General features: G+C 53.9%; 10 protein-coding genes and 3 tRNA genes. 2 read left to right on the top strand and 11 right to left on the bottom strand.

The window, feature by feature from the left end; translation table 11 throughout:
- Positions 1–67: 67 nt before the first annotated feature.
- The 10 genes from ACJJIT_RS06080 to uvrB form a co-directional block, all read right to left on the bottom strand.
- Positions 68–436, bottom strand: coding sequence for a MerR family transcriptional regulator (locus ACJJIT_RS06080; protein ID WP_152452791.1), 369 nt, complete (start codon positions 434–436; stop codon positions 68–70).
- Positions 417–722: an integration host factor subunit alpha gene (gene ihfA, locus ACJJIT_RS06075; RefSeq protein ID WP_108733837.1), complete on the bottom strand. Its 306-nt coding sequence runs from the start codon at positions 720–722 to the stop codon at positions 417–419. The genes ACJJIT_RS06080 and ihfA overlap by 20 nt, the downstream gene beginning before the upstream one ends.
- Positions 723–852: 130 nt before the next feature.
- Complete coding sequence (pheT, locus tag ACJJIT_RS06070) at positions 853–3228, bottom strand: phenylalanine--tRNA ligase subunit beta (protein WP_444900302.1); 2376 nt, start codon at positions 3226–3228, stop codon at positions 853–855.
- Positions 3229–3359: 131 nt separating this feature from the next.
- Positions 3360–4373 carry a phenylalanine--tRNA ligase subunit alpha gene (pheS, locus tag ACJJIT_RS06065; protein WP_252082361.1) on the bottom strand — a complete coding sequence of 338 codons (1014 nt, stop codon included), beginning with the start codon at positions 4371–4373 and terminating at the stop codon, positions 3360–3362.
- Positions 4374–4577: 204 nt separating this feature from the next.
- Entirely contained in the window at positions 4578–4937 is a 360-nt protein-coding gene (gene rplT, locus ACJJIT_RS06060; RefSeq protein WP_252082363.1) for a 50S ribosomal protein L20, read from the bottom strand.
- A 36-nt stretch (positions 4938–4973) separates the two neighbouring features.
- Positions 4974–5168, bottom strand: coding sequence for a 50S ribosomal protein L35 (gene rpmI, locus ACJJIT_RS06055; RefSeq protein ID WP_020413351.1), 195 nt, complete (start codon positions 5166–5168; stop codon positions 4974–4976).
- Positions 5169–5314: 146 nt separating this feature from the next.
- The gene (gene infC, locus ACJJIT_RS06050) at positions 5315–5854 is read right to left on the bottom strand and encodes a translation initiation factor IF-3 (protein WP_252086004.1); all 540 of its coding nucleotides are present in this window, start codon (positions 5852–5854) and stop codon (positions 5315–5317) included.
- 27 nt (positions 5855–5881) lie between these two features.
- Positions 5882–7810: a threonine--tRNA ligase gene (thrS, locus tag ACJJIT_RS06045; protein WP_252082365.1), complete on the bottom strand. Its 1929-nt coding sequence runs from the start codon at positions 7808–7810 to the stop codon at positions 5882–5884.
- 107 nt (positions 7811–7917) lie between these two features.
- Positions 7918–7994, bottom strand: a tRNA-Val gene (locus ACJJIT_RS06040).
- A gap of 150 nt (positions 7995–8144) precedes the next feature.
- Positions 8145–10151, bottom strand: coding sequence for an excinuclease ABC subunit UvrB (gene uvrB, locus ACJJIT_RS06035; RefSeq protein WP_444900301.1), 2007 nt, complete (start codon positions 10149–10151; stop codon positions 8145–8147).
- 241 nt (positions 10152–10392) lie between these two features.
- On the opposite strand from uvrB, the gene ACJJIT_RS06030 reads away from it, so the two are divergent.
- Positions 10393–10468: transfer RNA gene (locus ACJJIT_RS06030), tRNA-Asn, on the top strand.
- Positions 10469–10514: 46 nt separating this feature from the next.
- Positions 10515–10590, top strand: a tRNA-Asn gene (locus tag ACJJIT_RS06025).
- 166 nt (positions 10591–10756) lie between these two features.
- Here ACJJIT_RS06025 and ACJJIT_RS06020 read toward each other — a convergent pair.
- Positions 10757–12706: a polysaccharide biosynthesis protein gene (locus ACJJIT_RS06020; protein WP_444900300.1), complete on the bottom strand. Its 1950-nt coding sequence runs from the start codon at positions 12704–12706 to the stop codon at positions 10757–10759.
- Positions 12707–12738 lie beyond the last annotated feature (32 nt).

Genomic DNA, 12738 nt, shown 5'->3' with positions numbered 1-12738 from the left:
TCGTGTCTCGATGTGGCGTGAATCATACCTGAGTGCGGCTGGATTGCAAGCCCAGGTTTACAGTTTTTTAGAAATTCTTTCTCCCATCCAGCAAGGCCACTACATCTTTGAGTTCCGCTATCACTTCCGGTAGCACCTGCTGTAACTGCACCACTTCTGCCCTTTCACTACCGGTCTCTATCTGCTGGCGGGCTCCTCCAATGGTATAGCCCTCTTCATAGAGTAGCGCACGAATCTGGCGCACCATAATAACGTCCTGGTGCTGGTAGTAACGGCGGTTGCCGCGGCGTTTAACGGGCTTCAGCTGTGGGAATTCCTGCTCCCAGTAGCGCAGTACATGGGGCTTCACGGCACACAGCTCGCTCACTTCACCAATGGTGAAATAGCGCTTACCGGGGATTGCAGGTAGCTGAGCATTATTGCTCGGTTCCAGCATGTTCCTCTACTCGTGTCTTGAGTTTTTGCCCTGGTTTGAAGGTGACTACCCTGCGGGCTGAGATGGGGATTTCCTCGCCGGTCTTGGGGTTGCGACCGGGGCGCTGGCTTTTATCACGCAAGTCGAAATTGCCAAAGCCCGAGAGCTTGACCTGCTCGTTGCTTTCCAGCGCATTGCGGATTTCCTCGAAGAAATACTCGACGATCTCTTTTGCTTCGCGCTTATTAAAGCCCAGCTCCTCGTACAACTTCTCGGCGAGCCCGGCCTTGGTCAGTGCCTCTGTCATTGGATCCTACCAATTGATTCAGAGGCGTCGACTCCAGATCGGAAGCGGCCCAAACCGCGGCGGCTTTCAACCCGGAAGCAGACGCTCTCGGGGTGCAATTCAGTCTGCACACCGAGAGCATCATGCCCTGTTAGCGCAGACTAGCGTTATATTTTTCTTCTAATTTACCGACCACCGCATCTACAGCGGCATTGATTTCTTCGTCATTAAGGGTGCGCGACGAATGCTGAAACGTCAACCCCAAAGCGACACTTTTTCTATTTAAATCAATACCTTTGCCCTGGTAGACGTCAAATATCTTGAGGTCCGTCAAGGTTTCACCGGCGGCCTCGGTGGCGGCCTCTACCAGATTGGCGGCGGGAACATCCGCGTCGATCAGCAGGGCCAAGTCGCGCCGCACTTCCGGGAACTTGGACAGCGGGCGGAATGCCGGGGCTTTACCCTGGCCGATCGCTTCCAGGCTGAGTTCGAATACGAAGGCCGGCTTGGCCAGATCCAGCTTCTTCTGCAGCTGCGGGTGCAGGGCACCGATAACCCCTACTTCGCGGTCGCCACGCAGTATTTTGGCGGTTTGACCGGGGTGCAGGGCGGAGTGTTGGCCGGCGACAAAGCGGAATTCATCGGCGACGCCGGTGCGGGCCAGCAGGGCTTCCACGTCGGCTTTCACATCGAAGAAATCCACGCTGTCTTTGCTGCCCGTCCAGTTTTCTGCAAAGCGGTTACCATAGGCGAGACCAGCGATCATCTGCTCCTGGTGCAGCTCCGCGCCAGGTACAAAGCGCAGGCCAGTCTCAAACAGGCGCACGCGGTTTTGCTGGCGATTGAGGTTGTACTGCAAGGCTTTGCACAGGCCCGGCAATAAGGTGGTACGCATCACCGCCAGCTCTGCGCTGATCGGGTTTTGCAGGGCCACTGGGTCAGCTTCCGGGTCAAACAGGGCAGCGCTGTCGCTATCGATAAAGCTGAAAGTGATCGCTTCGTAGTAGCCGCGGCTCAGTAGGGTCTGCTCCAGATTGTCCTGGGCAATGGTGCTCTCCGGGCGCGGGGCAATTTCCAGCTCGGCAGTAAAGCTCTCGCTGGGGATACGGTTGTAACCGTAAACACGGGCCAGCTCTTCCAGCAGATCGGCTTCGATGGCGATATCGAAACGGAAGCTGGGGGCGAGGAAGGTCCAGCCTTCGTCATTCTGGTCGATTTTTTCCAGACCCAGGCGGGTAAGAATATCGACGATCTCGTCATCGGCCAGCTTGATACCCAGGCCCAACTCTACCTTGGCACGGCGCAGGGTAATATGGCGCTCGGCGGGCATGGTTTCAGTCAGCTCGCGCACGTGTACCGGGCCTGGCTCACCACCAACGATATCCAGTAGCAGTTGGGTGGCACGCTCAACCGCTTTCTCTTGCAGGTGGTAGTCTACGCCGCGCTCAAAGCGGTGAGAGGAATCGGTGTGAAGGCCGTAGGATCGGGCTTTACCGGCTATCGCCAGCGGGCTGAAGAAGGCGCTCTCCAGGAAGATATGTTGGGTGCCTTCGGTAACGGAAGAATCCAAGCCACCCATAATACCGGCCATGGCCAGTGGCTTTTCTTCGTCGGCAATCACCAAAGTGCCTTCCTGTAGCTTCACTGCCTGGCCGTCCAGCAGGGTCAGCTCTTCACCGGCTTCTGCCATACGCACCTTGATACCGCCGGAGAGTTTCTCCAGGTCGAAGGCATGCATGGGTTGGCCCAGCTCCAATAGGACGTAGTTGGTCACGTCTACTACCGGATCGATACTGCGCAGGCCGCTGCGACGCAGACGCTCTTGCATCCACAGAGGTGTTACGGCTTTGATATCGATATTGCGAATGACACGACCTACGTAGCGCGGGCAGGCCGCTTCCGCCAGCAGGGATACGGGCAGGCTCTCCTCGATTTGCTGGGGTACCGAAGCAACTTCCGGGCCCTGAACGGCGCAACGATTCAGTACGCCCACTTCGCGAGCGATACCGGCAACACCGAGGCAGTCGGAACGGTTCGGGGTGAGATCCACTTCGATGGTTTCGTCATCGAGCTGCAAGTATTCGCGCAGATCGGTACCGGTGGGTGCGTCTTCCGGCAGTTCCCAGATACCGTCGTTGTCTTCGCCCAGTTCCAGTTCGGTCTGTGCGCAGAGCATACCGAAGCTCTCTACACCACGGAGCTTGGCTTTTTTGATTTTGAAATCGCCCGGCAATTTGGCGCCTACCAGGGCAAAAGGAATTTTGATTCCGATGCGCGCGTTGGGAGCACCGCACACCACCTGCATTTCACCGTCGGGGTGGCCGGCCACTTTACACACGCGCAGTTTGTCGGCATCCGGGTGCTGTTCACAGGCGACAATCTCACCCACAACCACTCCGGAAAAATCACCCGCTACTTTTTCTATGCCATCCACTTCCAGGCCGGCCATGGTGATTTGATCGGCCAGTTCCTGTGTGGTGAGTTTCGGGTTTACCCATTCCCGCAACCAGGAGTTGCTGATTTTCATAGTTGATCTCTTTCTGTATTCCGTCAGCGCAACTTGGTGCGCATTTCGCCCGGGGTATTTATTTCGCCACCCGGGCCTCCACAATTCGATTGCTACTGCGAACCGCCTCGGCCATTCGCGCTCTCACTGGGCTAGAACTGTTTCAAGAAGCGCAGATCGTTATCGAAGAACAAGCGCAGATCGTTAACGCCGTAACGCAGCATGGCGAGGCGCTCGATACCAATACCGAAGGCAAAGCCGGAGTATTTTTCACTGTCGATATCGCAGGCGGCAAACACGTTCGGGTGCACCATGCCGCAACCGAGAATTTCCAGCCAGCCGGTGCCGGAACATACGCGGCAACCTTCACCACCACAGGCGGTGCACTGGATATCCGCTTCTGCAGACGGCTCGGTGAATGGGAAATAAGACGGACGGAAACGCACAGGCACTTCCGCTTCGAAGAAAGCACGCAGGAATTGGTCGATGGTGCCTTTCAGATGCGCAAAGCTGATGTTCTCGCCGATTACCAGGCCTTCCACCTGATGGAACATGGGCGAGTGGGTCACATCGGAGTCGCAACGGTATACGCGGCCGGGGCAGATAATGCGCAGCGGCGGAGACTTTTTCTCCATGGTGCGGATCTGCACGGAAGAGGTGTGTGTTCTCAGTACTGTGGTGGGGTCCACGTAGAAAGTGTCGTGCATCGCGCGCGCTGGGTGGTGCGCGGGAATATTCAGGGCTTCGAAGTTGTAATAGTCCTGCTCGACTTCCGGGCCGTTCTCAACTGTAAATCCGATGCCCGCAAAGAAATCTTCTACACGCTTTAAGGTGCGGGTGATGGGGTGAGCATTGCCTTGCTCTTCACCACGCCCTGGCAGGGTGACATCAATGGTCTCTTCAGCCAGCTTGGCATTGATGGCGGCCTGCTCCAGCATAGTGCGGCGCGCATTAATTTTTTCCTGCACTTGCTGCTTGGCTTCATTGATCTTGGCACCCGCAGCCGGGCGCTCCTCAGCAGACAGCTTGCCCAGGCCTTTCAGCAGTGCCGTCAGCTGGCCCTTTTTGCCCAGGTAATCAACACGCACCTGATCCAGTGCGGCGAGGCCATCGGCCTTCTCCACCAGCTCCATTGCCTGCTCGGTGAGGGACTGCAAATCTTGCATCGAACTGTTCCCGTTTGAATCCAACTTCGATTGAGGCCGATTGGCCCTAGTTTTGTGCTTGTTTTAACCGGTGCATTTGCACCGCGGGGGTTCCCCTGGCACCGCCACCGGTAAAAAATAGCGGAAACCCCATAAAAAAATAGGGAAGGGCCGCTACAGCCCTTCCCTATTTTAAGTATTCAGTTTTACAACTGAAGTGACAGCTTACGCTGCCAGGGCTGCCTTAGCTTTTTCAACTACGGCAGCAAAAGCGGCTTTATCGTAAACAGCCAGATCAGCCAGTACACGGCGATCCAGTGCGATTTCCGCTTTCTTAAGACCTGCGATCAGGCGGCTGTAGCTCAGGCCTTCTGCACGGGACTGGGCGTTAATACGGGTAATCCACAGAGCGCGGAAGTTACGCTTCTTAACGCGACGGTCACGGTATGCGTACTGACCAGCTTTAATAACTGCCTGCTTGGCAACGCGGAATACGCGCGAACGCGCACCGTAGTAACCTTTAGCCTGCTTCAGAATCTTCTTGTGACGACGACGCGCCTCTACACCACGTTTTACACGGGCCATAACTCTATCCTCTTAAACCTTTGCGATTTGGGCCAATTACTTGGCGCGCAGCATACGATCGACCAGACCGGCATCAGACTTGTTCATAGTCTGGGTGCCACGCAGCTGACGCTTACGCTTGGTGGTCATCTTGGTGAGGATGTGGCTCTTGTTAGCGTGCTTGTGCTTATAGCCCGCAGCCGTCTTCTTGAAGCGCTTGGCAGCGCCACTGTGAGTCTTTGCTTTCGGCATTTTGTACTCCAAAGTGAATATTCGCCTGCATAACAGGCACCTTTAGTATCTGCCGACAACCTGAGCCATCGGCACGGTGAGAGTGAGGAGGCAGCCGTCGCCCAATCACTTCTCAAAGGAGGTTCCGGGAATTGCTTCCCCAAACCTCACTTTTTCTTTTTGCTGGGAGCGAGAACCATCAGCATCTGGCGACCTTCCATTTTGGGTCGCTGCTCTACAATGGCCAGCTCTTCCAGGTCTTTTTCGATGCGCTGCATCATTTCCATACCCAGCTCCTGGTGAGCCATTTCACGACCACGGAAGCGCAGGGATACTTTGGCCTTGTCACCCGCCTCTAGGAAGCGGATGAGGTTGCGCAGCTTGATCTGGTAGTCACCGATATCGGTGCCCGGGCGGAATTTCATTTCCTTGATCTGCTGCTGCTTCTGCTTCTTCTTGGCGGCATTCTTAGCTTTCTTAGCTTCGAATACGTGCTTGCCGTAGTCCATGATCTTACAGACTATCGGCGTGGAGTCCGGGGCAATTTCAACGAGATCCAAGCTAGCCTGCTGTGCAGCTTCCAGCGCTTCATTCAGGGAGACAATGCCTACCTGTTCGCCATCAGCGCCAATCAGGCGGATTTCTGACGCTTCAATCTGATCGTTTATGCGGGCCTTTTTGGACCGTCCCTTAGTGTCTCGTTTAATAGCTATGGTCTCCCAGTTGCCAAGTTGTTATGCATTATCTTCGGACAAACGGCCGCGGCGACTGACGTCCTGCTCGAGAATCTCAAGGAAAGACTCATAAGTCATGCTTCCCAGATCCTCACCGCTGCGGGTGCGCACGGCAACCGTCTGGCTCTCTACTTCCTTATCGCCAATGACCAGCAGATAAGGGACACGCTGGAGCGTGTGCTCGCGGATTTTAAAGCCGATCTTCTCGTTTCTCAAGTCAGCACTGGCGCGGTATTGCAGCGAACCAAGGCGGGCCTCCAAGTCACGACAGTAATCGGCCTGACGATCGGTAATATTCATGATCGCCACCTGCTGTGGTGCCAGCCAGGTGGGGAACGCGCCTTCGTAATGCTCGATCAGAATTCCGATAAAGCGCTCGAAGGAACCCAGGGCTGCACGGTGCAACATCACCGGGGACTGACGCGAACCATCTTCGGCGACATATTGCGCATCCAGACGGCCCGGCATAGAGAAGTCCACCTGAATGGTACCGCACTGCCATACCCGGCCGAGACAGTCTTTCAGGGAGAATTCGATCTTGGGTCCGTAGAAGGCGCCTTCACCTGGCAGCTCTTCCCACGGCAGGCCCGCGGCATCCAGCGCATCGGCCAGGGCTTTCTCTGCCTTATCCCAGCTTTCATCGGAACCTACACGCTTCTCCGGGCGAGTGGAGAGGCGGTAAATAACATCATTAAAGCCGAAGTCTTTGTACACGGAGTGCAGCAGATCCATAAAGTCAGAAACCTCTGACTGGATCTGATCTTCACTACAGAAGATATGGCCATCATCCTGTACGAAGCCGCGCACGCGCATCAGACCGTGCAGGGAACCGGAGGGCTCACTACGGTGGCAGGAGCCAAACTCCGCCAAACGCAGCGGCAGGTCGCGATAACTCCGCAAACCTTGATTGAACACCTGCACGTGACAGGGGCAGTTCATAGGTTTGATGGCAAACTGGCGCTCTTCACTGGTGAGCGTAAACATGTCATCGGCAAACTTATCCGCATGACCAGACTTCTGCCATAGACTGAAATCCACCAGCTGTGGGGTTTTGATTTCTTTGTAACCAAACTCGCGCTGACGGCGGCGCATGTACTGCTCGACAGTACTGTAAATAGTCCAGCCATTTGGGTGCCAGAACACCATACCGGGTGCCTCTTCCTGGATATGGAAGAGATCGTATTTCTTGGCCAGCTTGCGGTGGTCGCGCTTCTCTGCCTCTTCAATGCGACGCAGGTAAGCTTTTAATTCTTTCTTGTTGGCCCAGGCGGTGCCGTAAACACGGGTCAACATCTCGTTGCTGGAATCGCCGCGCCAGTAAGCACCAGCCACCTTGGTCAGCTTGAACGCCTTCAGTCTGCCAGTGGAGGGCACGTGGGGGCCGCGACACAGATCTTCAAAATCGCCCTGGCGGTACAAAGAAATATCTTCATCGCTGGGGATGCTGTCGATAATCTCGGCCTTGTACTCTTCGCCCATATCGCGGAAGTACTGCACCGCTTCTTTACGGGGCATCAGTCGGCGGCTAACTGTAATATCTTCCTTGGCCAGCACTTCCATACGCTCTTCGATCTTTTCCAGGTCTTCCGGCGTAAATTGGCGCTCGTAGGCAAAGTCATAATAGAAGCCATCTTCGATAACCGGGCCAATAGTGACCTGGGCCGTCGGGTACAGCTGCTTAACGGCTTGTGCCAGTAAGTGTGCAGCGGAGTGGCGAATGACTTCCAGGCCTTCGGGCTGGCGGTCGGTGATAATGGCCAGATTGACATCGCGATCGATGACATAGCTGGTATCAACCTCTTTGCCGTCGACTACGCCAGCAAGTGCAGCCTTGGCCAAGCCAGGACCGATATCTGCGGCAACGTCATGCACGGAAACCGGAGCGGAAAATTCTCGACGAGAACCATCGGGGAGAGTAACAACGAGCATTGTTTGTCCTTTCTCTCAGTGGCGATCCCTACCAAAGACCGCATGAAACTATCCATGAAGTGATTCATGGAACTATTAATTCAGATGGGTAACCATCCTTTTGAAGATGGTAGACCCGAGCGGATTTGAACCGCTGACCTCTGCCATGTCAAGGCAGCGCTCTAACCAACTGAGCTACGGGTCTAGAACTCTGCAGCGGGGGAACCCAGTGCTGCGAAGAGCGCGAACTTTAGCACCGCTTTTTAGTGTTTTCAACAACTTACTGAACTTTTTGCAGAGTTTTTTTAAGTTATCGTGGCGGTGAGGGCAGCCGAAAAAGCCGCCCTCAACTAAACTATTCCGCCTCCTTCAGGTGGGCAATCTCATCTCGCAGCTTCGCTGCAGATTCAAACTCCAGGTTTTTGGCGTGCTCATACATCTGGTTCTCCAGCTCAGCAACTCGCGCCCAGCGCTGCTTATCGGACATCGGTTTGTCATCAACCTTATAGGTACCCTTCCCTTCTGCCACCTTACGCTTACTTTTGGGCACACCGGGCGCCACAGCGCCCTCAAGAATATCCGCAACGCTTTTGCGAATCCCTTTCGGTGTAATGCCATGCTCTTTATTGAAAGCAATTTGTTTTTCCCGGCGTCGACGGGTCTCTTCCAGCGCGCGCTCCATGGAGCCGGTTACTTTGTCCGCATATAAAATAGCCCGCCCCTCAAGGTTGCGCGCCGCACGCCCAATAGTCTGGATCAGGGAGCGATCAGAGCGCAGGAAACCCTCCTTGTCAGCATCGAAGATCGCCACCAGAGACACCTCAGGCATATCCAGCCCTTCTCGCAGCAAGTTAATACCCACCAACACATCAAACTCACCAATACGAAGATCACGGATAATCTCCACCCGCTCAACGGTATCAATATCGGAATGCAGGTAGCGTACCCGCACCCCATTCTCCGCCAGATACTCAGTCAGGTCCTCTGCCATCCGCTTTGTCAACACGGTAATCAGCACTCGCTGATCCGCTTCCGCGCAGCGGTGAATTTCAGAGAGCGCATCGTCAACCTGGGTCTGAGCCGGGCGGATTTCCACTTCCGGGTCAACAAGTCCTGTGGGCCGCACCACCTGCTCCACCACCTGCCCCGCGTGATCGGCTTCGTAGGGTCCAGGCGTTGCCGAAACAAATACCGCTTGCGGGGCCAGGTGCTCCCACTCCTCAAACTTGAGGGGGCGATTATCCAGGGCAGAAGGCAGGCGAAAACCATACTCCACCAGGGTTTCTTTGCGCGATCTATCCCCGCGGTACATGCCGCCGATTTGTGGCACGGTTACGTGGCTTTCATCGATAAACAGCAGTGCATCGTTTGGCAGGTAGTCGAATAGCGTGGGCGGTGGCTGACCAGCATTGCGGCCGGAGAGATAGCGGGAATAGTTCTCCACACCATTGCAGTATCCTAACTCCTGCATCATTTCCAGGTCGTAGCGGGTGCGCTGCTCCAACCTTTGCGCCTCCAATAACTTGTTATTACCGCGCAACTGCTCCAGACGTACTCGCAGCTCATCTTTGATTTCATCAATAGCGCTGACAATGGTCTCACGCGGGGTAACGTAGTGACTCTTGGGGAAGATGGTAACCCGAGGAACTTTCTTAAACTGCTCTCCAGTAAGAGGGTCAAACAAGGTGATCTCTTCAATCTCTTCATCAAACAGAGACAGGCGTACCGCCTCCAAATCGGAGTCGGCCGGGTAGATATCAATAATATCGCCGCGCACACGATAAGTTGCGCGGCGAAAATCAGCATCATTGCGCGTGTATTGCAACTCCGCCAACCTGCGTAAAATTGTGCGCTGATCCACCAGGTCGCCACGATCCAAGTGCAATACCATTTTTAGGTATTTATCAGGATCACCCAGACCGTAAATAGCCGATACCGTGGCAACGACCACAACATCACGCCGCTCTATCAGTGCCTTGGTGGCGGAAAGGCGCATCTGTTCAATATGCTCATTTACCGATGCATCTTTCTCAATAAAAGTATCCGAGGAGGGAACATAGGCCTCGGGCTGATAGTAGTCATAATAAGAAACAAAGTATTCGACGGCATTCTTGGGGAAAAACTCTTTGAACTCTCCATAGAGCTGAGCTGCCAACGTTTTGTTGTGAGCCATCACTATCGCCGGGCGCTGCAAGCGCTCGATAATATTCGCCATCGTGAAGGTCTTACCTGAGCCGGTAACCCCTAGCAGTGTTTGATGACTCAAGCCGTCATCTATGCCCTCGGATAACTGCTCGATCGCCAGCGGCTGATCCCCGGCCGGCTGATACTTAGATTCCACCTTAAAAGGTCGCGACTCCATACACTTCCCTCAACCACTCAATCGTTCATGCAACAGCGGATTGTAGGCTGTCGTCATACCACCCTCAAATACAAGAGAATAGCGTCCTACCCCGCCCCACCCAGACCTGAGGCATTTTGCGTACAGGTCAAATAAATAATTTCCTGACAAATCAATTAGTTAAAGATCAAAAAAGGGGTTGACCTCGCCAGGAGTGCTCTATAATATACGCGCCATCTCAACGGCACAGCCGAAAAGATATTCCGCCTTAGCTCAGTTGGTAGAGCAAATGACTGTTAATCATTGGGTCGCTGGTTCGAGCCCAGCAGGCGGAGCCAAATTTCAAAGCGCAGCTTAATTTGCGCTCTATAAGTTAGATTAAATTCCGCCTTAGCTCAGTTGGTAGAGCAAATGACTGTTAATCATTGGGTCGCTGGTTCGAGCCCAGCAGGCGGAGCCAAACAAAAACCCCGCATAGCATGCTATGCGGGGTTTTTCTTATTCACTTTCTTCATACTTCACCGCACTTCCCTCACCCCATGGGCAGAATAGCTTCTACCTATATTCCACTCTAGGACTTACAAGCCCCCAAAATCAGGAGCTCATCTAACAGCTTACCTGGCAAGCTAGTGCAAGCCGCCCTCACTGGTAACAGGAAGACGCTCTACCGTGGCCATTTTTATCTGGGGCTTCACAGTGCGAGACCGGGACCAAACAGCATCGACCAAACCTTGCTTTGAGGTGTAACCACTTACCGCCTCAGACAAAATCTGATGAACCCTTTCACAATGATGTTCTACGCAAGCCTGCCTCAACCCTGCAATCAACCGCTGCAAGACCCCAGACTCCAAAAACTCTTCTTCCGCACGCATTATCATTGAGTGATCAGTGCCCAATACATTGTCACCGAGTAGCAGCTCTTCATAGAGCTTTTCCCCAGGACGCAAACCTGTCACTTGAATCTCAATATCCCCATCAGGATTTTTATCATCCTTCACAGAGTGCCCCATAACCCTAATTAGCCGCTCAGCAAGGTCATATATAAGGACTGGTTCCCCCATATCCAGAACGAATACATCGCCATTGCGCCCCATATTGCCTGCCTGCAATACAAGCTGAGCCGCTTCAGGAATGGTCATAAAGTAACGCGTCACTTTTGGATGGGTTACAGTTACAGGACCGCCCGCATTAATCTGATCCGTAAACAGGGGTATCACCGAACCCGAAGACCCCAACACATTACCAAAGCGCACCATGCAAACCCGCATTTGAGTAGAGCGACGCCCATAATCCTGGCACACCAACTCCGCGAAACGCTTGGTAGCCCCCATTACGTTCGTAGGGCGTACAGCCTTATCGGTGGAGATCAGCACAAACTGCTCCACCTTAGAGCCCTCCGTAGCCTCCAGAACCGACAACGTGCCCAGCACATTATTGTCCGCCCCCAGAACAACATTTTGCTCAACCAGGGGGACATGCTTATAAGCAGCGGCATGATAAATGGTATTAACCGAGAAACCCTTGATGATATCCGCCATCCGGACTCTATCCCGAACATCGCCAAGCAGCGCGGTCACCCGAAGTTGATACCCCTCATCCTGTTGCTGCTGACGAAGCTCGCGCTCCATTTGATAAAGCGCATACTCTGAAGATTCCACCAGCACCAAATGAGCCGGGCCCCACTGGGCAATCTGCCTGCAAAGCTCCGATCCAATAGAGCCGCCAGCACCCGTCACCAGCACTACTTTGCCGCTAATGGAACCAGCTATCAAAGCCTTCTCAGGCTCCACCGGGGCCCTGCCCAATACATTCTCATAGGTTTGGGACATATCTTCGGTACGGCCTGCTGCATCAACCAGCTCCTCCACACCAGGAATAGCTTTGACTACCAACCCCTGATCACGGAGCCCTCTCGCTATTTCTCGGCGCCGGCGCTTTGGAACACCAGGCATCGCCAGCAATACTTCAGCAATATCATGCTCAGCGACCACATCAAGTATGCTTGAAGGGGAGTAGACCATAACACCATCTATCAGGGTCTTTTGCTTCGAGGTATTATCATCAAAAAAGGCAACCGGCTTGTAGACTTCACCGTGAAGCAGGGCCTTGTAAACTTGCAGACCAGCAGTACCAGCCCCATAAATTGCCACTCGCGTTTTATGAATTTCCAACGCCATTTGATAGTAAATTCGGACGAGCCACCGAGACCCCCCCACTGCTATCAACGCGAAACACCAGTAAATTACGGGAACCGAGCGGGGGACACCTGCGGTCGTCAAATAAGAAGCAACCGCAAGCAGAATTGAGGATGCGGTAACTCCCTGGAGCACAGCAATAACCGCTTTCTGCCCCATATAGCGGATAACTGTGCGGTAAAGACCGAGCTTTAGAAATATTAAACTGCTAGAGCAGATCGTAATAATCAAGCAACCCAGCATTGGGAGTGTTACGGCTTCAGCTAATCCATTCAATCGAATTGCCATCGCCATAAAAAAGGCAGCACTCAGCATTGCCAAGTCAAACAGCAACATCAAAACCGGCTTCCTAGCCCTCTCCAGCTTTCGCCAAATTCCCATCACAGGATTACCCCATACATAAAAATCAACCA

The sequence above is a fragment of the Microbulbifer mixtoriginis (SeqCode) genome, assembly GCF_052467515.1.
This window is presented reverse-complemented; position numbering and strand designations above follow the sequence as displayed.